Raw genomic sequence first — 23,770 nt, forward strand, 5'->3', positions numbered from 1 at the left:
GGACGGCGAGGACGATCACGTTCACCTGCTTGTGGAATACCCGCCCAAGGTGGCTGTCTCCAATCTCGTGAACCGCCTCAAAGGCGTCTCCAGTCGCCTGCTGCGCAAGGAACGGCCCGACATCCAGAAGCGCTACTGCTGTGGTCGCCGTCGTACTTCGCCTCATCCTGCGGCGGTGCGCCGATCTTCATCGTGCGGCAGTACATCGAACAGCAGCAAACCCCACACTGAAACCCAAAGACAAGGACGGCTGCGCCGTCCGCGCTATCCTTCCCCGCCCTGAACGGCGGGGCTTGTCGCGCACCGGGTCAGCCTCCTAATGCTGGCGGCCCCAGCAGGAATCGAACCTGCAATCTTCCCTTAGGAGGGGAAAGTTATATCCATTTAACTATGGGGCCAAAAGACCTAAAATTATAAAAACAACTCCTTGCCACGGCAATACTTTGTGGCTCATTTTTGCCTTCGACTGCGCATTTACATTATTTAACGCTTATGCTGAGCTTTGATCCTTTACTTGCTTCCGCCACTTTTTATCTTGCAGATGAAAATGCCACTATAGCGCTAGCCCAACAACTCGCCCAAATCGTTTGTCCGGCTCAAAACCGCATCCACCTTTACCTACAAGGGGACTTAGGTGCAGGGAAAACAGCATTTACTCGTGCTTTTTTACGAGCTCTTGGTGTAACTGGCCGGATAAAAAGCCCCAGCTATGCGTTGTTAGAAAGCTATAAAGTTTCTAGTTTTAATCTGTACCACCTTGATTTTTATCGATTTAATGACCCAGAAGAATGGGTTGAAGCCGGTTTTCGTGATATTCTAGAAGAAGACAATGCGGTGGTTTTAATTGAGTGGCCAGATAAAGCCGGCGGTCTACTGCCCGCCCCTGACCTCAATTTGTTCCTTCAGTATGAAAACGAAGGACGACGTCTCACCATTACTGCCCATAGTATCAAAGGACAAACATGGCTAAAAACAATCACACAGAACAACTAGATGCGGGGTTATGCCCAAACCGACGTCGTTTTGTGGCTTCGGCAACGACGTTATTGGTATTTCCAATCGTGCCTCGTATCGCCCACGCCAACAGCATTGTTGCCGTGCGTACTTGGCCTGCCGATGATTACACCCGTGTCACCCTGGAATTAGATCGTGAATTAAAATCCGAACACTTTACCTTAGCCAACCCACACCGCATGGTAATTGACCTACATGGTATCACGATCAACTCCACATTACGTGAACTCGTGTCTAAGGTTCGTGCCAACGACCCTTACATTAGTGATGTACGAGTAGGGCAGTTTCAACCAGATGTAGTACGCTTGGTATTAGATCTCAAACAGCCTATTGCGCCGCAGGTCTTTACCCTCAAGCCTATTGGCGAATATAAATATCGCTTAGTCATCGATCTTTACCCCTTGGTGGCTCGTGACCCCCTGCTTGCCTTGCAAAACGCAGAGGATACCGACCCTTTGGCGGCTGTACTCGAGCAGCTCGCTCAATCGCAGCCCTCTGTTCCAGTACCCACCGTTAAAGGTCAAACAGCCCCCCCTGTTGCGGCAACGCCTCCTCCGGCCCAGCTACCTAAGGTCACGCCTACACCCGCTAACCGCCCAATTTTAATTGCGCTTGATCCCGGGCATGGCGGCGAGGACCCCGGTGCTATTGGTCCCGGCGGTACACGCGAAAAAGATGTGGTACTACAAATCGCCCATCGTCTCAAAAAGCTTATTGACGCCCAACCCAATATGCGTGCTTATATGACACGCGATAAGGACTTTTTTGTTCCACTTGGGGTGCGCGTTCAAAAAGCTCGTCGTGTAAAAGCGGATTTATTTATTTCTATCCACGCTGATGCTTGGATTAAGCCATCTGCTCGCGGCTCTTCTGTATATGCTTTATCGCAAACTGGCGCCACCAGCTCTGCAGCTAGCTGGTTAGCAAAAAAAGAAAACGAAGCGGATTTGGTCGGTGGTATTAATATTGGTTCCCATAATAAACAGGTAGCTCAGGTACTGTTGGATCTTTCCACCGCAGCACAAATCAATGACTCAATTCGCGTAGGCACTGGCGTGCTTTCCGAAATCGGTAAAATCAATAAGCTCCATAAACGTCAAGTTGAGCGTGCGGGCTTTGCGGTACTCAAAGCCCCAGACATCCCCTCGATTCTCATTGAAACCGCTTTTATCAGTAACCCGACTGAAGAAAAGCTATTACGCAGCCCTGCACATCAAGAAAAACTCGCTCGCGCCATGCTTAATGGCATTCAAGATTATTTTAAATCTGGTGCCGCTTTAGCACAGCGCTCCTAGCTCCAAAGTAAAGGCCGTAGATACCACGGCCTTTGTACAAGCATCTCGTTAAATGTATTTATTTTAAAGCGCGACGGCTTTGTATAAAGCGCCAAGCTACTCCGCCCGCAACAGGCACTGCTGCCGCACTAATACCGATCAAGACAATCGTACTTAAATGGTCTTTAATAATAGGGACATTACCAAAAAAATACCCGAGTGTAATCAAGCCAAAAATCCATAACCCTGCCCCTAGAAAATTGTACGCTTGAAAGCGCCACACAGGCATGCTCCCCACCCCTGCTACAAACGGAGCAAATGTTCGAAACACAGGTAAAAACCGTGACATAACTACTGTTTTTCCACCATGTTTAGCATAAAAAGCCTGTGTTTTAAGCAAAGCTTTTTTATCCAGAAAACGGGACTCAGTACTAAACACCTTGGGGCCAATATACCGCCCCACATGATAGTTCACTGTATTCCCTAATATTGCAGCAACAAATAGAAGCAGCGCTAGAGCTACCGGGTTCAATAGTCCGGAAGCCCCAAAAGCTCCTGCAATGAACAATAAAGAATCGCCTGGCAAAAACGGTAACACCACTAAACCGGTTTCCCCAAAAATAATCAAAAACAAGATTAAATAAATCCAAGCCCCATACTGCTCCACCCATAACCCCAGGTACTGATCAATATGCAATAACATGGTTAAAATCTCAGGCATGGTTCCCCTTTAAACGAAATGATATTTTGATATAGCTGGCATTGTACGCCGTTTTTCCGGCAACGCATGCACTACAATAGTGACCAGATTTTATAGATAACGCCATGACATACCGTACGATTCAACCCCTACCTCCCTTACTGGTTAGCCAAATAGCAGCCGGAGAGGTCATTGAGCGCCCAGCATCGGTGCTCAAAGAACTTCTCGAAAATGCGCTAGACGCCGGTGCACAAACTATTGAGATCCGTCTTGATGGAGGAGGAATACGCCGTATCGCTGTCACCGACGACGGTCACGGTATCCCAAAAGAGCAGTTGCATTTGGCGTTAACCCAGCACGCTACCAGTAAAATTCGCTCTCTCGAGGAGCTCGAGGCTGTCGCCTCAATGGGTTTTAGAGGCGAGGCGCTGCCATCTATTGCCTCGGTAGCCACGTTAAGCCTACGCTCCCGTACCGCCGATGCCGAACATGCTTGGGAACTACACGCTGGACAATTAGAACCCCAGCCTAGCTCCGGCAGTCGCGGTACGACTGTAGATGTACGACAAATTTTTGATCATATTCCTGCCCGGCGTAAGTTTTTACGTACAGAATCCACTGAGTTGGGCCACTGCATTACGGCTGCTGAACGTATTGCCCTTGCCCACCCGCATGTGGCTTTTCGAATTTTTCATAATAATAAAATCAGCCGTCATTGGCCCTCCGGGACTATACAGGACCGTATCATGCAAATTTTGGGGGCTGATTTTGTGGAGCAATGCGTCGGGGTCGAAGCCGAACACGATTTAATCCGTCTCGAGGGTCTCACTATTCGCCCCGCTTTTGCTAAAAGTCGTACCGATCAGACCTTCACCTTTGTCAATGGTCGCTTTGTTCGCGACCGTCTCATGATTGCGGCCATTCACTCCGCTTATAAGGATGTACTCCATGGCGATCGTAAGCCGGCTTATGTTCTTTATCTTTCCGTCGATCCCACTTCTTTGGATGTGAATGTGCACCCCGCCAAGCACGAAGTCCGTTTTCGAGAACAAAATGCTGTGTTTGGTTTTATTCAAACTCATCTGCAACAGGCTCTGGCTGAAAACCAAGCACAGCGGGTACAACAATCAGAGCCTTCTGCTCCTCATACCACACCACCCAGCTCTAGCGCCATACCGCGAGCTCAACAACATTTTGCGCTTCATGAGCCTCAGCAACCTGCGCCCAGTGCTGAGCAATGGCAAGACTTTTATGCCCCCCTTACAACGCCCCCTTCCTCGACTCCAACTGCCCCTACACTACAGCAGGTCACAGAGCTAGCCGCTGAGGCTCTCCCCATGGGTATGGCCTTAGCTCAATTACACGGGGTATATATTTTATCGCAGGTTAAAAACGGATTAATTCTGGTGGATATGCACGCAGCGCATGAGCGTGTGGTCTATGAAAAGCTCAAGCAAGCTATGGATCAACGTGACCTTCCCATGCAGGAACTCCTGGTTCCAGTGGTTTTTTCATGCAGCCAAACAGAGAGTGCTCTCGTAGAGGAATTTCAAAGTCAACTTGAAACCCTCGGATTGATCATGCGCCCCACTGGTCCCACTTCTGTCGCCGTACGGGCTGTGCCTGCCTTATTAGCCAATGGCGATATCGAAGCCTTAGCCCGCCATGTTTTGGCAGACCTACAACGTTTTGGGCAATCAACTCGCCTTGAAGCCCAACGCAATGAGCTTCTATCTACCATGGCTTGTCATGGCGCCGTACGCGCCAATCGCCAGCTTACACTCACCGAAATGAATGCGTTGTTAAGAGAAATGGAAAAAACAGACCGGGCCGATCTGTGTAATCATGGGCGCCCTACCTGGTTTTACTGGAGTATGAGTGATCTGGATAAGTTATTTTTACGAGGCCAATAACAAATGACAGAACCGACTATTATTTGTTTAACAGGCCCAACAGCAGCAGGGAAAAGTGCCTCTACCCTAGCCATCGCACAACGCTGGGATGTAGAAATTATTGTCATGGACTCAGCCACCATTTATCGTGGTATGGATATAGGCACCGCTAAACCCTCCCCTCAAGAGCAAGCCCTGGTGCCCCATCATTTGATTGATATTCTAGATCCAGCTCAAAGCTACTCCGCTGCTGGCTTTGTCCACGATACTGAACAACTTATTGACGCGATCCATGCCCGCGGTAAGCATGTTCTTCTATGTGGTGGCACCCTGCTCTATTACAAAGCCCTACGCGAAGGACTGAGCCAACTTCCTGAGTCCACCCCTGCCCTACGCGCACAGCTCGATGAAGAAGCCGCAGAAAAAGGATGGCCAGCTCTACACGCCGAGCTCGCCACGGTCGACCCTGAGACGGCTCAGCGCCTCGCTCCCAATGACAGCCAACGTATACAGCGCGCGCTCGAAATTTATCGCCAAAGCGGCAAGCCCATGTCCCAATGGCTACGAGAGGCGCCCCCAAAACCCTTACGTCAGCGTCAATATCACACGCTCAGCTTAGAGCCCACCGAACGCCAACAACTTAGCCCACGTATTGCTCAGCGTTACCAGCAAATGATTGAACAGGGGCTCGTCGCTGAAGTCCAAGCGCTTTTTCAGCGTCCAGACTTACACGTGGGTTTACCTTCGATTCGTAGTGTGGGCTATAGACAAATTTGGGATTATTTAGCCGGTGACTATGATTTGGACGTGGCCATTGAAAAAGCAATCATCGCTACGCGTCAGCTAGCGAAACGACAAATGACATGGCTCCGTAGTATGCCTGAACGTCAACGCATTGATTGCATGCTCGCCCACCGTGCTGATTTGGTCGTGGATGCGGTTGCTCGCTATTGGTCCTAGCATAGCGCCGCTGCTATACCATAAAAAAGCTGGGTAATACCCAGCTTTTTTATTCAAACCCAACCAAAAAGGATTAGGCGATCACAACCTTGGGCTCATCTTGGGTGCGTGCCACTACCTGACCTAAGCGGTAAACTGTTTCCCCTTGGTCCACAAAAGCAGCCTGAATCGCACTGGCTTGTTCTGCCGGTACCACTACAATCATGCCAATACCGCAGTTAAAAACACGCCACATTTCTTCGTCTTCCACACCACCGTTTTCTTGTAGCCACTGAAATAACGCTGGCATTGTCCATGCGGAACGATCAATATGTGCAGCCGTATGCGGCGGCAATACACGTGGAATGTTTTCTAATAAGCCACCGCCCGTAATATGGACCAAGCCTTTAATCGCTGTACCAAAAGACTCAAGCACCGCTAATACCGGCTTCACATACAAACGGGTTGGAGCCATCACCACGTCAGCAAATGTCTGCCCATCTAATTCATCAGTAGGACGTACATTGGCATGCTTTAGAATTTTTCGAATTAACGAGTAACCGTTGGAGTGCGCGCCGCTCGATGCTAAGCCTAAAATCACGTCCCCCTCTGTAATCGTTTCGCCCGTAATGATTTTGGATTTTTCCACAGCGCCCACGGCAAAACCTGCTAAATCGTATTCACCATCGGGATACATACCGGGCATTTCCGCGGTTTCACCACCGATTAATGCACAGCCAGATAGCTCACAGCCTTTAGCAATACCAGCAACAACATCTGTCGCCGTATCCAAATCGAGCTTGCCACAAGCAAAATAATCCAAGAAATAAAGCGGCTCAGCGCCCTGGACCAAAATATCATTGACACTCATTGCTACAAGGTCAATACCTACCGTGTCATGACGCTGCCATTCAAAAGCTAAGCGCAACTTGGTACCAACACCATCGGTGCCTGAGACCAACACGGGCTCTTTTAAATGTTTAGGCAACTCGAACATTGCGCCAAAGCCACCTAAGCCAGCCAAAACGCCTGGGCGCATCGTGCGTGCGGCAAGTGGTTTAATACGGGAAACGAGCTCGTCACCCGCTTCAATATCGACCCCTGCATCGCGGTAGGTCAAGGATACGGATTGATTATTTGTCATGAATAAAGCCGAGGGAGAGGTAAAATTACTAAAAGTACAAATTGTACCGGAGCTACGAGCAAAGCCGCAGCGAAACGCTTATATTTTAATGGGTATTAACGAAGTCTGCAGCTTTTAAACACGAGAAGCACTTTGTGTTTGTATAATTGGCTAAAATTGAATCTATTTTGTCCTATTTCCTAGCAGGTGAACGTTCTCATCACCCTTATGCTTTTCTTTTGTGAGTCTGCATGAATTCCCCACAAAACCTTGCTTTATTTGATTTAGACCATACCTTATTGCCTTTGGATAGTGACTACCAATGGGCTGATTTTTTAGCGCGTACTGGTCGAGCCGGCGATCCTGCCGAAGCGCAACGCCGTAACGAAGAGCTCATGGATCTCTATAATGCAGGTCGCCTCACCGCTGAAGCTTCTGCCGAGTTCATGTTAGGCTTAATTGCTAATCGTCCTCGCGAAGTCCTCATGGAATGGCAAAATGCCTTCATGGAAGAAGTCATCATCCCCGCCATTCTGCCCCAAGCACAACAGCTTATAGATCAACATTTAGCTCAGGGCGATCTCTGTGCCATCGTAACCGCCACGAATGAATTCGTCACAGCCCCTATTGCTAAGCATCTGGGCTTCGAGCATTTAATTGCCACCATTCCTGAAAGCCAAGACGGTATGTATACAGGACGCATTTATGGTGTTCCTTCTTTCCAAGAGGGGAAAATCACACGCGTGGACCAGTGGCTCCACGAGCTCGGTTTACGTCGTGACCAGTTTGAAAAAATCTGGTTCTACAGTGACTCACCTAATGATTTGCCCTTAATGGAGGTCGTGTCTCATCCTGTAGCCACCAATCCAAGCGATCGTCTACGTCAAATTGCCCAAGAACGCAATTGGCAAATTATTGATCTATTTGACGATTTACTTGATGCAAAATCCTAATTCAACGCATGCTAAAACAAACCATTAGAAACTTTGTTTCTAGACTTTTTTCTAATCCTGCACGGCGCTCAAAAGGTCCTCAACGCTTGCCATTTGAACAGCATCGCATCGATAGGCGTTTAGTTTCTCGTCACGCTATCAAAGTATGCGAAGTGCTTCAACAAGCAGGCTTCGAGGCCTATATTGTCGGGGGAGCAGTACGCGATCTTTTAGTCGGCCTAGAGCCCAAAGACTTTGATGTAGCGACCAATGCTACCCCCGAACAAATTCGCCCCCTTTTTAGGCGGGCACGTATCATCGGGCGCCGTTTCAAGCTGGTACATGTGGTTTTTGGGCGTGAGATTATCGAGACCTCTACCTTTAGAGCCGATAACAAACAACATGAAATCACAGATGCCCACGGCCGTATTTTGCGTGACAATGATTATGGCGAGCTAAAAGACGATGCCATGCGTCGTGACTTTACACTCAATGCGCTTTATTACGACCCTACCTCTGAAACTGTAATTGACTACCATCAAGGGGTAGAGGATTTAAAAAAGCGTACGGTACGTATTATTGGCGATGCCGAAACACGCTATCGCGAAGACCCGGTACGTATGTTACGTGCCCTACGTTTTGCCGCGAAACTGGATGCCACTATTGACCCCGGCACCCATGCCCCTATTGCACAGCTTGCTCACCTCATTGAGAATGTCCCCGAATCACGCCTTTTTGATGAAAGCATTAAATTACTGGCTTGCGGTAATGCGATGGTGTGCTTAAAAATGCTTCAGGCAGAAGGTCTTGGCGAGCAGCTCTTTCCTATTCTAGAGCAGCTCTTACATCGTGATGAGGATCGGGCCTTTATCGACCTGGCTCTCAGTCGTACGGATGCTCGTGTTCGCAGTGGCAAAACCATTAGCCCAAGCTTTCTGTTTGCGACCTTGCTTTGGCCTATTGTTCGTGAAAAATGGCAGGCTTATCAAAAACAAGGTATGCATCCAGCACAGGCTATTGCTCATGCCAGTGATGACGCCTTGCAGCTCCAGTCGCGTGCCATGCCCATTCAAAAGCGCTTTCAATCAGATATGCGAGAGATCTGGTTTACACAAACTCGCTTTGAACGCGTTAATAACCGGGCTATTTGGCGTATGATGGAGCAACCACGCTTTAGGGCTTCTGTGGACTTTTTACAGTTACGCGCTGCCGTTAAAGAAGTTGACAGTGTAGACGCTCAATGGTGGATGGATCTCGCCAATGCGGATACAGAAAATCGTAGTATATTGATCGCTGAGCGTACTCCTCCAACACGTACGGGCACAGGAAAACGTCCTCGTCGCCGTAGCCGTCGCCCTCGTCGCTCCAACCAGTCTAAACAGGATAACGCATGAATGCCCCCGTTATTGCTTATGTCGCCTTAGGTGCTAATTTAGGTGACCCCATTGGTACGCTCCTTGATGCGTGCGAGGCATTGCATCAGCTTCCAGAGTCCTCGGGGGTGCAAGTATCAGGCTTTTACCGTACTGCCCCTATCGATGCCGATGGGCCAGACTATATCAACGCGGTTGCTCGCCTACAAACCCGACTAAGCGCTCATCAGTTATTACACCATTTATTAGCTATAGAAAATCAACACGGGCGCGAGCGTCATTACACCAATGCGCCTCGGACCCTGGACTTAGATTTATTGTTATATGGTGACCAAACGATTCAGACCGATGACTTAATCGTTCCACACCCCCGTATGCATTTGCGGGCTTTTGTCTTACAGCCTTTGGCTGAGCTAGCTCCTAACCTGCGATTGGCCCAAGGCTCTATACAACAGCTGCTTCAGGCTTGTGCTGATCAAGCCATTACACCGCTCGATCCACACTAATATGGATACTCTCCCCGCCCAGAATGGCGGGGCTTGTTACGTACCGGGTCAAATCAAAAAATGCCTTCGATGCAAAAAATGTTAAAAGCTTGCGCAATGCCCACCAGAAGGGGCTTGCCCTGAGCCAATCGCTATAATAGGGGCTTCGAGGCGCAAGTTAATGGGTGGTGAACGATACCAGTCCCAAAGAAAAAATCCCAAGAGCACTACCCAAAACACAACCATACGTGTTCTTAACGCTTTATTCATATCAATACCCATAGTAGCGGCGAATGCGTACACCGATCAACGATCCCATAAATGCCATCACCACCCAAATCCAACCATGGACACTGCCGGTAGAAATACCACTGACCATTGCCCCTACATTACAACCAAAAGCCAAGCGTGAGCTATAGCCTAATAAAAATCCAGCCACTAAGCCCACCACCCACTGCGTTGTTGTTAACGCTTTGGTGGCATCAGTGTTCTTACGGGCACTGATCCACAAAGCCCCTGCTAGAATCCCAATGTTCGTAATCGAAGTAATATCTAAAAATACCGATTGTTGTAGCGCTTGCGCATTCACAGGTTGGCCCCAAAATGCATTTCCCGTCGGGTCAAATAAATGGGCCGCCTGAGCGATTTTGGCAGCCCACAGGCCAAATCCATATACCACTCCCCAAGGCTGCCCAGCAATAATCAAATTCAGAATGGCCAAAATCGCTAATAATACCGCTCCGATTAGCGCGGTTTTATTCCACACGCTTTTCACCGATGGGGCTGTTTTTGACCAAAGCCAGCTCATCACAGCAAGCAAAGCTAAGCCTAAAAAAGTAAGTAATAACGCCGCACTCGCGCCATAAGTGCTCACTAGACTAACCGGCTGATAAGCGCCTAGCTCTAACCACCAGCCTAAATGGGCTGAGCCTAAAAAACTGCCCAAGGCAAACATAGGCAAAATGGCCATATTCAAAGGAATACCTAATCCCGCTTTATATAAAGTACCGGAGCCACATCCATCGGCGATTTGCATGGCAGCCCCAAAAACAAATGCCCCGATCAGTAAACTAATACTCAAAGGACCTAAGGCAGCGCTCAGCTCACCTGGAAAGGCGGCTAATAATGGGATAGACACAGCGGCCGCAATCGCTAGTAACACCAGCTGAGCCAATACTCCACTGGCATCACGCTGATTAATTAAATTACGCCACCCCGTAGTAAACCCAAATCGTGCCCCGGCAAGCACCGCCCCGAGCCCTATACCTACTAAAAAGAGTAGACTCTGACGAATAGAAACAAACCATAATAAAAACAGGGCAAAAAGCGAAAAAGCCCCTGTTAACCATATTCGATGACTCATTGTTATCTCTAATTATTGAATAGCTGTTGAAACTTTAAGCGAATCTGCCCTAAGCGGTTTGGGGTATGCTCCATGGGCAACGCTTGAGCAGACTGTGTCCACTCAGCAAGTGAAGCTGGATACAGCTTCACATTTGGCAATTGTGCGATTTCGGACAAGACAAACCAATTGGTCGCTGCCCAATGTCCCGTATTACAAAATGACACGGTGTCTTGTGCTTGAGCTAAACCAGACTGCTGTACCTGTTTCTGAATGACTTCGATGGGTTTTAAGGTGGCACTATCGGTATTGAACCACTGTTGATGCGGCACGCTTTTAGCACCTGCAATCGTCCCAGGCACACTTGCGGTAGGCGCCTTGGTTTGCCCCTGAAAAAAGCTCTCTGGGCGCGCATCAAGCCACTGTGACGAAGCATCTGGCTGCTGTATTTTTTCAAGCAGCTCCTGCTGAGAAATCACAATAGCATCATTGATCTGCACCACAAAATCACTGGCCTCAGTGGTAACTGGATCTTTGCTGATAGGGAGCTTTTGTTTTTGCCATTGTTGGTAACCACCATTGAGCACACTTAACTGAGTTAACCCCGCATATTTAAATGTCCAATATACGCGAGCCGCGGCCCCAAAATCCGTCTGGCTATCCCCTTCTGCATACACAATCACATGATCTTGTGCGCTTAGCCCTAACTGCCGGATTCGTTGCTGCAATGTGTCTTTTTCAATTAACTGTCCCGGATTATTCGCTGGGCCACGCCACAACGCGTACGGCGCAGACAATGCGTGTGGAACATGCCCTTTTTCATAGTCTTCTTTTGCACGTATGTCCACCACTTTCACCTGAGGCAAATCCACCAACTGGGACAAGGTCAGTGCATCCACCACTGGCTGTACCACTGGGCCAGCAAACAAACCGTGTCCCCACCACAAACTGAACGTTAAAACCAATACCGCACGTAATTTTGTCATCAAGCACTCCACCAGATCACCCAAAACTAAAAACTAGGGTTCACTTTTCTTACTATGGGGCTCAATTTTCACACACAGTCAACCACCTAAATAAATAAACTTTAGCTATATGTTTATATACAAAAATGCCCCTATGACGGGGCATTTATTAGAATAGGTAATTAGGCTGAGACAATAGGAATGGTTTTAATCATTTCTTTCCAATGCGCTGGTCCGGTTTGATGCACGGACTCACCCGTTGCATCTACTGCCACCGTTACCGGCATGTCTTTGACCTCAAACTCGTAAATGGCTTCCATACCTAAATCCTCAAAACCCACTACTTTTGCCGTTTTGATCGCTTTAGAAACCAAATACGCCGCCCCACCAACCGCCATTAAATAGGCCGATTTATGCTTTTTAATGGCTTCAATGGCTTTGGGACCACGCTCTGCTTTACCAATCATAGCAATCAGCCCCGTTTGCGCTAGCATCATCTCTGTGAAGCTATCCATACGCGTCGCTGTAGTTGGCCCCGCTGGACCAACGGCCTCGTCACCCACCGGATCAACAGGCCCCACGTAATAAATCACACGATTAGTAAAATCCACCGGCAGTGGTTCGCCCTTTGCTAACATGGTTTGAATACGCTTATGCGCCGCATCGCGCCCAGTCAGCATTTTCCCAGACAATAATAAAGTTTCACCTGGTTTCCAGCTCGCCACCTCTTCGGCTGTAAGTGTATCCAAATTAACAGCTTTAGACTGATTGTAATCAGGCGCCCAAGCCACATCAGGCCAAACATCTAAAGACGGGGCTTGTAATTTTGCTGGACCACTGCCATCTAGCACAAAATGCACATGACGCGTTGCTGCACAGTTAGGAATCATAGCAATCGGCTTAGAGGCCGCATGGGTGGGAAAAGTATTGATTTTTACATCTAGAACAGTAGTTAACCCACCTAATCCCTGCGCCCCAATTCCTAACGCATTCACCTTTTCATAGAGCTCAATACGTAGCTCTTCGATTTTGTTTTGTGGCCCACGCTGCAACAACTCAAACATGTCAATGTCTTCCATCAGCGATTCTTTGGCCATTAACATGGCTTTTTCAGCCGTGCCCCCAACGCCAATCCCAAGCATTCCAGGCGGACACCAGCCCGCTCCCATTTGCGGGATTTGTTCTAGCACCCAATCCACGATGGACTCACTGGGGTTTAACATTGCAAAACGACTTTTATTTTCTGACCCGCCACCTTTTGCCGCTACGCCGACTTCGACCGTATCCCCGGGAACCAATTCCACATTCACAATACAGGGGGTGTTATCTCGCGTGTTTTTACGCGCAAAGATGGGGTCATCTAACACGGAAGCACGTAAAGGGTTATCGGGATTGGTATAGCCCTGACGTACCCCCTCGTCACAAATGTCTTGTAGTGAACGATTCGTATCAAAACGCACGTTCATCCCTACTTTCAAAAACACATTCACCACCCCTGTATCCTGACAAATAGGGCGATGGCCTTCTGCTGACATTTTAGAGTTGGTCAATATCTGAGCAATAGCATCTTTGGCTGCAGGGTTTTGTTCGCGCTCATAAGCGCGAGCCAAATGCTCAATGTAGTCAGCCGGATGGTAGTAGCTAATAAACTGCACCGCATCGGCGATAGATTGGATGAGATCGTCTTCTTTAATTACTGTGCTCATGATGGTGTTGTAAAAAATAAACAAAAGGCTTTGTCACACCGACAAAGCCCAGCAAAAAACTACTTACCCTGCCAAACGGGTTTACGTTTTTCAGCAAAAGCCGTGGCTCCCTCTTTGGCATCTGCCGAGGTAAAGACATGTGCAATACGAGGGCGCTGCAAGTCAAACATATGCGCCTGAGACCAATCACGTGACTCGGCAATAACCTGTTTAGCTGTTTGTACTGCCAATGGCCCATTTTCCTGAATACGCGCAGCCAAATCTAAAGCCCCCTGAAGCGCCTGCCCCTCGGGGACAACACGATTAATTAAGCCCCACTGTGCCGCTTGCTCAGCACTAAACATATCACCAGTTAACACCAGTTCCATAGCAACCACATAGGGCACCCGCGCAGGTAAACGAAGTAAACCGCCAGAGCCTGGCACAATACCGCGTTTGGTTTCAGGAACGCCAAATTTAGCCGTTTCAGCGGCAATAATCATATCGCATGACATCGCGATCTCTAGTCCACCAGCCAACGCATAACCCTCGATCGCCGCAATAAGAGGCTTACGTGGTGGTTTTTCACAAATGCCCGCAAAGCCCCTATCACCTACGTAAGGACGTTGCCCGTCTTTAGCAAATGCTTTTAAATCCATACCCGAACAGAAGGTTTGATTGGCGCCTGTTAAAATCCCTACAACCACATCGGGATTAGCGTCTAGCTCATCGAGTGCTGCCGCCAACTGTACAGCTGTGTCATAATTGATCGCATTACGTGCTTCAGGTCGATTCAAGGTAATAATTAATACCTGACCTTGCTTGTCTACCTTTACCAGTTCTGCCATGGTGACTCCTTTTGGTTGGTTATTGTATGAACTTCAAAAATAGCTTCTATACAATAGGGCTATTTCTTAACTTGTTATCATACGATCTTTTGTCTGAAATGGGCTTTTTCTAAAATGAACTGTCCACCCTTGATCTGGGCGATTTGGTTATCCATGTGAAAAGCTAGGTCTAGCTCCAGACAAAAGGTAAAATAACCCATTTTGCGGCATAACGTTTATTTGGCCTACTTTGCAACATGCTCACCTTTCAACAATTAATTCTGCAACTTTCACACTACTGGGATGAACAAGGCTGCACTTTGCTCCAGCCTTTTGATATGGAAGTGGGTGCAGGCACTTCTCATACAGCGACGTTTTTGCGTGCCATTGGTCCAGAGCCATGGCGTGCGGCTTACGTGCAACCTTCGCGCCGTCCTACTGACGGGCGCTATGGTGAAAACCCAAACCGACTCCAACACTACTATCAATACCAAGTCGTCCTCAAGCCCGCACCTGAAAACATTGTGGATTTATACATTGGTTCTTTAAAAGCCATTGGTATTGATCCCAGCATTCACGATATCCGGTTTGTGGAAGATGACTGGGAAAACCCCACTTTGGGCGCTTGGGGTCTGGGCTGGGAAGTCTGGCTCAATGGCATGGAAGTCACTCAGTTCACCTACTTCCAGCAGGTCGGTGGCCTAGACTGTGTGCCCGCTACCGGCGAAATCACCTATGGGCTTGAGCGTCTTGCGATGTACTTACAAGGGGTCGAAAGCGTTTATGACCTGGTGTGGACCAAAGACAAGCAAGGTCATGCCATTTATTACCGTGATGTCTTTCATCAAAACGAAGTTGAGCAATCCACTTATAACTTCGAATACGCCAGTACGGATATGCTCTTTGCCCACTTCAATAATCATGAAGCAGAGGCTAAAAAGCTCATTGAGCTTCCCCTTGCTCTGCCAGCCTATGAGCAAACTCTAAAAGCTGCTCACACCTTTAATATGCTTGATGCTCGCGGTGCCATCAGTGTGACAGAGCGCGCTGCCTATATTGGCCGTATCCGCAACCTTGCACGGGGGGTCGCCCAAGCTTATTACCATTCCCGCGAAGCCCTTGGTTTCCCTATGTTGAATAACCAAAACAACAAGGAGACCGTCTAATGTCCGAAGCCACCATGTTGAATCGCTCCTTATTAGTCGAACTCCAAACCGAAGAGTTACCTCCTAAAGCCCTAGAAAAAATGGGGCAAGCCTTTGCTGATGGGGTAGCCAACGTCCTTAGTCAACGTCACTTATTACAGGGCGATAGTACCATCACCGCGTATGCAACGCCCCGTCGTTTAGCTGTCCATATTACCCATGTTGCCCAACAAGCCGCCGATCAGCCCTTTAGTGAAAAGCTTATGCCCACTAAAGTCGGTATAGATGCCGATGGGAATATGACGGCCCCCCTACAAAAACGACTAGATAGCAAAGGACTAGGTCACCTAAGCTTAGCCGATCTAGAAATTAAATCAGACGGCAAGCAAGACTATCTCTATGCAAATGGCATGGCAACCGGGGCCAAGCTCGCCGATGTGATCAATGAGGCCATCGACTATGCAGTTACGCACCTGCCCATTCCTAAAGTGATGCGCTATCAGCTTAATGATGGCATCACAAGCGTACGCTTTGTGCGCCCTGCTCATGGTTTAGTGGTTCTCTGGGGCGAAGACGTGCTTGATGCCCAAACCCTTGGCTTAACTTCGGGTCGTACCACGTTAGGGCACCGCTTTATGTGCGAAGGCCCACTAAACATTACTTCGGCAGATAGTTACGAACAACAACTTGAGCAACAAGGTTGGGTGATTCCCTCTTTTGCTAAACGTCGCGAAAACATTCGTCAACAATTACAGCAAGCGTGTGAGCAGCATCAAGCCACCCTGGGTGATGACCCTGAAGTCCCTGCTTTATTAGACGAGGTCACAGCATTAGTCGAACACCCTACGGTTTACAAGGGCGAATTTGATCCTGTGTTCCTTGAAATACCCAGTGAGTGCTTGATTTTAACGATGCGGCTTAACCAGCGCTACTTCCCCCTCTTTGACCCAAATACCCATGCGCTAACACATCGCTTTTTAATCGTGAGCAATATGCAGGTTGAGGATCCTTCACATATTATTGAGGGAAATCAACGAGTGATTCTGCCACGCTTAGCGGATGCACGCTTTTTCTTTGAAACCGATCGCAAGCAGCCGCTCATAGACCGAGTCCCAAGTCTAGAGAACAGTGTTTATCACAACAAGCTTGGTTCACAACGGGTACGCGTGGAGCGTTTACGTCGTTTGGCAGTACATATTGCCGAACAACTGGGCGCGGACACGCAGCTTGCCGATCGTGCCGCCCTACTCGCCAAAGCTGACCTCAATACCCTCATGGTGGGAGAGTTCCCTGAGCTTCAAGGGATTATGGGCGCGTATTATGCTCAAGCCGATGGCGAGCATGAGCACGTTGTCAATGCACTACGTCATCAATATGAGCACCGTATTCACGCTCCTGTTAGCACCGACTCTCTGATTGCCACTACGCTATTTTTAGCGGAGCGCGCAGAAACCCTTATCGGTATTTGGGGAATAGGCTTAGCTCCTACAGGCGAACGCGACCCTTATGCCTTACGTCGTGCCGCTTTGGGCTTAATCAGCGCGTTCGAACAGCTCAACCAAGGGGGGTATCTGACTCACTCCCGCTTAGATTTACGTGAGCTGCTCACCTTCTCGGCTGCCGGCTTTGACACCAGCGTCTTAGCAGAAAATACCGTTGAGGAGGTAATTAATTTTATTTATGAGCGCTATCGCAACCAACTTGTTCAAAGTCACGACCGTAAGGTCGTAGAGGCTGTGCTCGCTTTGCAACCGCCCCTACAACAAGTGAACGCCCGCATCAATGCTTGTGTTGCCTTTGCCCAGCGCCCTGAGGCAGAGAGCCTTGCAGCCGCTAATAAGCGAATTAGTAATCTGCTCCAGCGCAATACAGAAGCGGCCACCCCGCTGGACCCTAACTTACTGACTGAGCCCGCCGAACAAGCTTTGGCAGCAACGATTCGCGAGCTTGCGCCTGTAGCCCAACAACAGTTTGAACAAGGCGACTTTAGCGCTTCTCTCGCCACACTGGCAGCGGCTAAAGAGCCTGTGGATCGATTCTTTAACGATGTCATGGTCATGGCCGAGGACATGGCTGTACGCAATAATCGCCTAGCTTTGTTGCGGCAATTACACCAGTCCATGAATCAAGTGGCTGATTTATCCTTACTTGCCTAGTGAAAACTGCTATTTTAGACCGCGATGGAGTCATTAACTATGACTCCAAAGCCTTTATTAAATCACCCGATGAGTGGGTTGCTATTCCTGGCAGCCTAGAGGCCATTGCTAAGCTCAAGCAGGCCGGTTGGCGGGTCATCATTGCCACCAACCAGTCTGGCTTAGCTCGTGGCCTGTTTAATATGGATACGCTTAACGCCATTCATCTGAAAATGCGTCAGCAGCTTGCTGCTTTCGGTGCACATGTTGATGCTATTTTTATTTGTCCTCATGGTCCTGATGACCACTGTACATGCCGCAAGCCTTTACCCGGCATGTTCATTGAGGCCATGCGTCGTTATGATCTGAATCCAGAAAACTGTGTGGCCGTTGGGGATTCTTTACGAGACCTACAAGCCGCTCATGCCGCCCAGATTTCTACGGCACTGGTTTTAACAGGGAACGGCGCTCAAACGCAGCAACAACCCCTACCCCCCTTTACCACTACTCACCCCGACTTAGCAGCTGTGGTGCAATTTTGGCTTGCTCAATCCTAATATGCTGTATTTACGCGCTTTTTTATTCCAGCTTTTTTTGATTATCACCGTCATCCCCTATGCGTTTGCTTGCATACTCTGGGCTCCTCTACCCTTACGCTGGCGCTATAAACTCACTACTGGATGGCCCCGCATGGTGATCTGGGCAGCAAAAGTCATTTTAGGCATACGATGGCAAATCATTGGAAAAGAGCACTTACCAGATGGTCCTGCTGTCATATTATCTAAACACCAATCCGCTTGGGAAACCTTTTTCTTTACCGTACACCTGCCTCGTGATGTATGTTTTGTCTACAAAAAAGAACTAAACCGCATTCCATTTTTTGGTTGGGGGCTCGCTCTTTTAAATATGATCCCTATAGATCGCTCTAAGGGACGCGATGCATTTGAGCAGGTGGTGACCACGGGACAATTACGTCTTAATGAAGGACGCTGGCCCTTATTGTTCCCAGAGGGCACCCGTGTCCCACCCGGTAAACGTGTACGCTATAAGCATGGTGGTGCGGCCTTGGCCACACAATGCCAAGTTCCTGTTATTCCAATCGCACATAATGCAGGGGAATACTGGCCCAAAGGAAAGTTTCTCAAAAAACCTGGGCTCATTACCGTTTCTATTGGCCCCTTAATCCCCACAGCAGGGCGTACTGTGAACGAAGTCAATCAAGATGTAGAGCATTGGATCGAATCCGAAATGCAACGTTTAAATCCAGAACGTTATGAGCTACCAGCTTCTCAAGCCCGCTAAACTTCCCCCTGGAACCCAGTGGAAGAACACCACGGTTTTAGAGCGTCCCTTAAGCTATATGCTTAAACGCTCTCGTCGTAAAAGCATTGGTTTACGCATCAGTGATGAAGGCTTGATTCTCACTGCCCCCCACTGGGCCACCAGCCAACATATTCAACAAGCTTTAGACACCAAAGCCACATGGATATTTAGCAAACTCGAAGAACGGCTCAAACGTTTGCAACAACAAGCAATGAGTCATACGGTCTGGCAAGAGGGGGGGCAACTTCCCTATCTTGGCGTCACCATTACGCTTCAGCTCAACCCGCTATTAAAACAGTCGGTGTATGCGGGGGAGCTTAATCAGCCCTCCCATGAAGATCGTCTCTGCTTGCATTTACCCCCTGACGCAGATAGTCAGCGTATCCAAGACCTTTGTCATAGCTGGCTCCAACAACAAGCCAAACGGGATTTTGCGATACGTTTATCGTACTTTTTAGAAAAAAGTGGTTATCAGACACGCTTTAACCAATGGCGTCTAGGCAGCCCAGCAAAGCGCTGGGGTTCTTGCTCTAGCCAAGGCAATATCATGTTAAATTGGCGTTTGATTCACTTTGCACCTGCTATTATTGATTATGTGATCGCCCACGAGGTGGCTCACTTAAAAGAAATGAATCACAGCCCTGCCTTTTGGCAAGAGGTCGAGCGCCTTTTGCCTACGTTTTACACGGCACGGCAACAGCTCAAGCAGTTTGACCCTGCGAGCCTACCCTTATTTGAATAAAGGAATGATTATGCGTATTTTGCACACCATGCTGCGCGTAGGTGACCTACAGCGTTCTCTGGACTTTTATACCAATGTTTTGGGTATGAAACTCTTACGCCAAAAAGATTATCCCGATGGTAAGTTCACCCTGGCTTTTGTTGGTTATGGTGAAGAAAGCGAAACGGCTGTACTTGAGCTGACCCATAACTGGGATACGGACAGCTATGACTTAGGTAATGGTTATGGTCATATTGCTCTAGAGGTCGAAGATGCCTACCAAGCCTGTGAGACGATTAAAGCCAAGGGCGGTAAGGTCGTCCGTGAAGCAGGCCCAATGAAGCATGGCAACACCGTAATTGCTTTTGTCGAAGACCCCGATGGTTATAAAATCGAGCTAATTCAAGCTAAAGGGCGCGAAGACTAAAGCTCACCTTACGGGATACAGTAAGCGGGCTACTGCCCGCTTTTTATTTGGGATAAAGTCATTATGTTAAATACCCTTTGGGTGTTGTTTTTTGTGGTTGCTGCCAGCAGTGGGCTATATCATTGGCTCATACTAGGCCAAGCCGATATTTTTAGCCAAATGGTGCAAAGTTTATTTGCTATGGCTGAGCTATCTGTACAAATTATGATTGTACTTTTTGGCACCCTTAGCTTATGGCTTGGTTTCTTACGCATCGCAGAAAAAGCCGGTCTTATTGAAAAGCTCGCTCGCTGGCTTACCCCCCTATTTACACGCTTAATGCCAGGCGTTCCAGCAGGACATCCCGCTCTGGGTTTAATCACCCTAAACTTTGCTGCTAATGGGCTAGGCTTAGATAATGCCGCCACCCCAATTGGGTTACGCGCCATGCGTGCCCTGCAAGAGCTGAACCCAGATCCTAAAACAGCAACAAATGCTCAAATCCTATTTTTGGTCTTAAATACGTCCTCGCTCACCTTATTGCCTATTAGTATTTTTATGTATAGGCTACAGCAGGGCGCTGCCGATCCCACCTTGGTTTTTTTACCCATTTTATTAGCGACAACCGCCTCTTCCTTAGCTGGGCTGCTCGCCGTCGCTCTGGTACAACGCATACGCCTAGGCGATCCAATACTCTTACTCTGGTTGGGCTCGCTGCTACTCTTGCTGGGGCTATTTATTGCCAGTCTCGCTACTCTAAGCGCAGCGGCTCTGAATCACTTTTCATCCCTACTCGGCAACCTGAGCTTATTAGGGGTCATTGCTCTCTTTTTATGGGCTGGTTGGCGTAAAAAACTGGCCTTATATGACCAGTTTATAGAGGGCGCCAAAGAAGGCTTTGAGGTAGCCAAAAATCTACTGCCTTATTTGCTGGCCATGCTCTGTGCTATTGGCCTATTACGAGCTTCAGGCGCCTTAGAAATAGCACTTAGCGGGATTCGTTGGGTAGTGGATAGCCTAGGCGTGGATAACCGTTTTGTTGATGCTCTGCCCACAGCTCTGATGAAGCCATTTTCTGGTGGTGCGGCTCGGGCGCTATTAATAGAAACCATGCAGCACCATGGTGTGGACAGTTTTGCCGCCTTATTGGCTGCCACCTTTCAGGGCAGCACGGAAACCACTTTTTATGTTCTTGCTGTGTATTTTGGTGCGGTCGGTATCCAACGCGCTCGGCATGCCATCCCCTGCGCGCTAATTGCCGACGCTGCCGGTATCAGCGCCGCTATCGCTGTCAGCTACTGGTTTTTTGCTTAAGGTGCTGCTAATAATGGCGTCAGTGCGTCGCTAAGCGCAATGTACTGAGCCAGACTCACTTGCTCTGCTCTGGCGGTGGGATCAATGCCAACAGCTTCCCAGTTAATCTGGGGGGCCCAGTCTGCTAAAACCCGCCGCAACATTTTGCGTCGCTGACTAAAGGCTTTGGCTACCACTTGGGCAAACACCGCCTCATCTTTGGCTTGAAGACGATCCGCTTTTAACGGTCGCATCCGTACCACCGCTGATGTCACCTTAGGTGCTGGATCAAAGGCCTCTGGCCCTACATCAAATAGTTTAACCATCCGATATCGAGACTGCAGCATCACGGATAAACGCCCATAAGCGGCATCCCCTGGCTGAGCCACCATACGATCAATGACCTCTTTTTGCAGCATAAAATGCTGATCCAAGACCTGATCCGCATATTGCATCAAATGAAACAACAAAGGGCTCGAGATGTTATAGGGCAAATTACCGACTATACGTAAGCCCGAGCCAAACTGACTAAAGTCCACGGTGAGCACATCCGCGGAAATAATCTGAAGCTGCTCAGGACGGTATTTTCTTTCTAAAAAAGCGACTAAGTCACGGTCGATTTCAATCACAGTAAGCTGATCTACTGCCTGTGTTAATGGCTGCGTTAACGCAGACATCCCAGGCCCAATTTCAATCAGTTTGTCTGTTGGTTGGGGATCAATCGCACGCACAATTTGGTGGATAACCCCCTCATCGTGCAAAAAATTTTGTCCAAAGCGCTTACGCGCCTGATGATGTTGCATGTAAATCCTATTTGCGACGCCCTGAGCTTAGCTCAGGATCTAAACGATTATCAATATAGGCTTGGCTACGAATTTGGCTAAGCCAGTCATCAAAAGCGGGCTCTACGCGCTGTTGATGTAACATTTGGCGAGCCTGCATACGTCGGAACTCATTACCAACGTTACGGTCACGGCGCTCATCAACGCGAATAATGTGCCAACCAAACTGTGAACGAATGGGCGCGCTAACCTGCCCTACCGCCAAAGCATCCATAGCCTGCTCAAATGCCGGTACCGTTTCCCCTGGATTCAACCAGCCTAAACTCCCCCCTTGCGGAGCAGAAGCATCTTCGGAATAGGCGCGAGCGAGCTCCTCAAAATTTTCACCATTACGTAAACGATAAGCAATTTGATCAATGCGCTCTTTAGCCTGCTCATCGCTTGTTATCTGATTAAATTTAATCAAAATATGACTAGCCCGCGTTTGGGTTACTAAGAAATCTGCCTCTGCCGATTGCGCATTGCCCGCTTGAGAGCGATTAAGCACTTTTAAAATATGATAGCCTGCCCCACTGCGCACCACGTCTGTTACCTGACCTGTGGCCGTATCTTTTAGTGCTGACGCAAATACATCCGGCCATCCCTCTAAAGGCCTTGCTCCCAGCACACCACCCTGCAATGCTTCCGGACCATCAGAAGAGGCTGCCGCTACACCAGCAAAATCAGCCCCTGATCGCACCTGACGTAATAATGATTCCGCTTTTTGTTTAAGCTCTGCTTGTGTAGCTTGACTTGCCCCCTCGGGTACACGCACGAGTATCTGTGCCACCTCGAGGATTTCATTCGCCTGTGCTGGTTGTTTGGTCGAAGCCGGATCAATACCTTGGCTTTTTAATAACGCATCAATCTCTGAGTCAGAAATACTAATCCGGGGGTCAATGACTTGCTGGCGAATACGATCTATTAAGACTTCCTGGCGCAAGCTTCGCAAATAAGTTTCCCATTGTAAGCCGCCCTTTTCAATCTCCTGACGCAATTGAGCTAAGGACATCTGATTACGATTTGCGATCAGCTCCGCCGCTTCTAAGGGATCAATTTGGTCTGGGTTAAACCCCATATGTAACGCTTCTTGGCGTAATAAGCGCTCATCGATCAACCGTTGCAAAACCTGACGCTGTAAGATTTCCTCGTCGGGAACTGGAATTTTTTGCGCACGCAGATTTTTTGTCACTTCTGCGACCTCGGCATTGACCTGACGCAAAGTGATGACATCTTGGTTAACTACCGCTGCAATTCCATCCACATAACCCTGGGAGTCGGTAAGGGGCTGCGCCATAGCAAGCTCTACATTGGCAACGCCGCCAATAGTCATTAAACAAAACACGACTTGGCGCGTTAATTGCTGTAACTGCAT

At 48.7% G+C, this 23,770-nt stretch carries 23 protein-coding genes, 1 tRNA gene and 1 pseudogene; 15 read left to right on the forward strand and 10 right to left on the reverse strand.

Annotated features, from left to right (window positions below; genetic code table 11):
• Positions 1-231, forward strand: a pseudogene (gene tnpA, locus ABD980_RS05705) (IS200/IS605 family transposase); the annotation flags it as partial.
• Positions 232-323: 92 nt separating this feature from the next.
• Here tnpA and ABD980_RS05710 read toward each other — a convergent pair.
• Positions 324-398: transfer RNA gene (locus tag ABD980_RS05710), tRNA-Arg, on the reverse strand.
• A 94-nt stretch (positions 399-492) separates the two neighbouring features.
• Between ABD980_RS05710 and tsaE the strand changes: the two genes are divergently transcribed.
• Both tsaE and ABD980_RS05720 read left to right on the forward strand, forming a co-directional pair.
• Positions 493-993, forward strand: a complete 501-nt coding sequence (tsaE, locus tag ABD980_RS05715; RefSeq protein ID WP_260649260.1) for a tRNA (adenosine(37)-N6)-threonylcarbamoyltransferase complex ATPase subunit type 1 TsaE — start codon at positions 493-495, stop codon at positions 991-993.
• Complete coding sequence (locus ABD980_RS05720; RefSeq protein WP_300648702.1) at positions 963-2,309, forward strand: N-acetylmuramoyl-L-alanine amidase; 1,347 nt, start codon at positions 963-965, stop codon at positions 2,307-2,309. The genes tsaE and ABD980_RS05720 overlap by 31 nt, the downstream gene beginning before the upstream one ends.
• Positions 2,310-2,367: 58 nt before the next feature.
• On the opposite strand, the gene ABD980_RS05725 is transcribed toward ABD980_RS05720, so the two are convergent.
• On the reverse strand, positions 2,368-3,009 hold the full coding sequence (locus tag ABD980_RS05725; protein WP_345370270.1) for a VTT domain-containing protein: 642 nt from the start codon (positions 3,007-3,009) through the stop codon (positions 2,368-2,370).
• A 104-nt stretch (positions 3,010-3,113) separates the two neighbouring features.
• Between ABD980_RS05725 and mutL the strand changes: the two genes are divergently transcribed.
• Together mutL and miaA are read left to right on the forward strand one after the other, a co-directional pair.
• Positions 3,114-4,901 carry a DNA mismatch repair endonuclease MutL gene (gene mutL, locus ABD980_RS05730; RefSeq protein WP_345370272.1) on the forward strand — a complete coding sequence of 596 codons (1,788 nt, stop codon included), beginning with the start codon at positions 3,114-3,116 and terminating at the stop codon, positions 4,899-4,901.
• A 3-nt stretch (positions 4,902-4,904) separates the two neighbouring features.
• Positions 4,905-5,840 carry a tRNA (adenosine(37)-N6)-dimethylallyltransferase MiaA gene (miaA, locus tag ABD980_RS05735; protein ID WP_345370274.1) on the forward strand — a complete coding sequence of 312 codons (936 nt, stop codon included), beginning with the start codon at positions 4,905-4,907 and terminating at the stop codon, positions 5,838-5,840.
• A gap of 73 nt (positions 5,841-5,913) precedes the next feature.
• On the opposite strand, the gene purM is transcribed toward miaA, so the two are convergent.
• Positions 5,914-6,963 carry a phosphoribosylformylglycinamidine cyclo-ligase gene (gene purM / locus ABD980_RS05740; protein WP_260649231.1) on the reverse strand — a complete coding sequence of 350 codons (1,050 nt, stop codon included), beginning with the start codon at positions 6,961-6,963 and terminating at the stop codon, positions 5,914-5,916.
• A gap of 230 nt (positions 6,964-7,193) precedes the next feature.
• Here purM and ABD980_RS05745 point away from each other — a divergent pair, with 230 nt between their 5' ends.
• From ABD980_RS05745 to folK, 3 genes are read left to right on the forward strand one after another with little or no spacing between them, the layout of a single operon-like run.
• Positions 7,194-7,895: an HAD family hydrolase gene (locus ABD980_RS05745; RefSeq protein ID WP_345370276.1), complete on the forward strand. Its 702-nt coding sequence runs from the start codon at positions 7,194-7,196 to the stop codon at positions 7,893-7,895.
• Positions 7,896-7,903: 8 nt separating this feature from the next.
• Entirely contained in the window at positions 7,904-9,268 is a 1,365-nt protein-coding gene (gene pcnB, locus ABD980_RS05750; RefSeq protein ID WP_345370278.1) for a polynucleotide adenylyltransferase PcnB, read from the forward strand.
• A complete protein-coding gene (gene folK / locus ABD980_RS05755) occupies positions 9,265-9,753 on the forward strand; it encodes a 2-amino-4-hydroxy-6-hydroxymethyldihydropteridine diphosphokinase (RefSeq protein ID WP_345370280.1) in 489 nt (162 codons plus the stop codon). Before pcnB ends, folK begins: the two co-directional genes overlap by 4 nt.
• Positions 9,754-9,834: 81 nt before the next feature.
• Here folK and ABD980_RS05760 read toward each other — a convergent pair whose 3' ends face one another.
• The 5 genes from ABD980_RS05760 to ABD980_RS05780 all read right to left on the reverse strand — a co-directional run bounded on the left by ABD980_RS05760 (position 9,835) and on the right by ABD980_RS05780 (position 14,572).
• The gene (locus tag ABD980_RS05760) at positions 9,835-10,002 is read right to left on the reverse strand and encodes a hypothetical protein (RefSeq protein ID WP_260649235.1); all 168 of its coding nucleotides are present in this window, start codon (positions 10,000-10,002) and stop codon (positions 9,835-9,837) included.
• Position 10,003: 1 nt separating this feature from the next.
• The gene (locus tag ABD980_RS05765) at positions 10,004-11,095 is read right to left on the reverse strand and encodes a YeeE/YedE family protein (RefSeq protein WP_260649236.1); all 1,092 of its coding nucleotides are present in this window, start codon (positions 11,093-11,095) and stop codon (positions 10,004-10,006) included.
• A gap of 8 nt (positions 11,096-11,103) precedes the next feature.
• On the reverse strand, positions 11,104-12,060 hold the full coding sequence (locus ABD980_RS05770) for a sulfurtransferase (RefSeq protein ID WP_300648714.1): 957 nt from the start codon (positions 12,058-12,060) through the stop codon (positions 11,104-11,106).
• Between the two features lie 161 nt (positions 12,061-12,221).
• Positions 12,222-13,745 carry a fumarate hydratase gene (locus ABD980_RS05775; RefSeq protein WP_345370283.1) on the reverse strand — a complete coding sequence of 508 codons (1,524 nt, stop codon included), beginning with the start codon at positions 13,743-13,745 and terminating at the stop codon, positions 12,222-12,224.
• A 59-nt stretch (positions 13,746-13,804) separates the two neighbouring features.
• Positions 13,805-14,572 (reverse strand): crotonase/enoyl-CoA hydratase family protein, encoded by a 768-nt coding sequence (locus ABD980_RS05780; RefSeq protein WP_300646742.1) that lies wholly within the window; start codon positions 14,570-14,572, stop codon positions 13,805-13,807.
• A gap of 236 nt (positions 14,573-14,808) precedes the next feature.
• On the opposite strand from ABD980_RS05780, the gene glyQ reads away from it, so the two are divergent.
• The 7 genes from glyQ to ABD980_RS05815 all read left to right on the forward strand — a co-directional run bounded on the left by glyQ (position 14,809) and on the right by ABD980_RS05815 (position 21,595).
• Entirely contained in the window at positions 14,809-15,717 is a 909-nt protein-coding gene (gene glyQ, locus ABD980_RS05785) for a glycine--tRNA ligase subunit alpha (RefSeq protein WP_345370286.1), read from the forward strand.
• Entirely contained in the window at positions 15,717-17,852 is a 2,136-nt protein-coding gene (gene glyS, locus ABD980_RS05790; protein ID WP_345370288.1) for a glycine--tRNA ligase subunit beta, read from the forward strand. The genes glyQ and glyS overlap by 1 nt, the downstream gene beginning before the upstream one ends.
• The gene (gene gmhB / locus ABD980_RS05795; protein ID WP_345370290.1) at positions 17,852-18,388 is read left to right on the forward strand and encodes a D-glycero-beta-D-manno-heptose 1,7-bisphosphate 7-phosphatase; all 537 of its coding nucleotides are present in this window, start codon (positions 17,852-17,854) and stop codon (positions 18,386-18,388) included. The genes glyS and gmhB overlap by 1 nt, the downstream gene beginning before the upstream one ends.
• 1 nt (position 18,389) lies before the next feature.
• Complete coding sequence (locus ABD980_RS05800) at positions 18,390-19,133, forward strand: lysophospholipid acyltransferase family protein (RefSeq protein WP_345370291.1); 744 nt, start codon at positions 18,390-18,392, stop codon at positions 19,131-19,133.
• Positions 19,105-19,896: a M48 family metallopeptidase gene (locus tag ABD980_RS05805; protein WP_345370293.1), complete on the forward strand. Its 792-nt coding sequence runs from the start codon at positions 19,105-19,107 to the stop codon at positions 19,894-19,896. Before ABD980_RS05800 ends, ABD980_RS05805 begins: the two co-directional genes overlap by 29 nt.
• 10 nt (positions 19,897-19,906) lie before the next feature.
• Complete coding sequence (gene gloA, locus ABD980_RS05810) at positions 19,907-20,302, forward strand: lactoylglutathione lyase (protein ID WP_260649245.1); 396 nt, start codon at positions 19,907-19,909, stop codon at positions 20,300-20,302.
• Between the two features lie 63 nt (positions 20,303-20,365).
• Positions 20,366-21,595, forward strand: coding sequence for a nucleoside recognition domain-containing protein (locus ABD980_RS05815; protein ID WP_345370297.1), 1,230 nt, complete (start codon positions 20,366-20,368; stop codon positions 21,593-21,595).
• Here ABD980_RS05815 and rsmA read toward each other — a convergent pair.
• Positions 21,592-22,377: a 16S rRNA (adenine(1518)-N(6)/adenine(1519)-N(6))-dimethyltransferase RsmA gene (rsmA, locus tag ABD980_RS05820; RefSeq protein WP_260649247.1), complete on the reverse strand. Its 786-nt coding sequence runs from the start codon at positions 22,375-22,377 to the stop codon at positions 21,592-21,594. The two genes, ABD980_RS05815 and rsmA, sit on opposite strands and share 4 nt — an antisense overlap.
• Positions 22,378-22,384: 7 nt before the next feature.
• Positions 22,385-23,770, reverse strand: a complete 1,386-nt coding sequence (locus ABD980_RS05825; protein WP_345370299.1) for a peptidylprolyl isomerase — start codon at positions 23,768-23,770, stop codon at positions 22,385-22,387.

This window comes from Paenalcaligenes hermetiae (assembly GCF_039543645.1).
Classification (GTDB): Bacteria; Pseudomonadota; Gammaproteobacteria; order Burkholderiales; family Burkholderiaceae_B; genus Paenalcaligenes; species Paenalcaligenes hermetiae.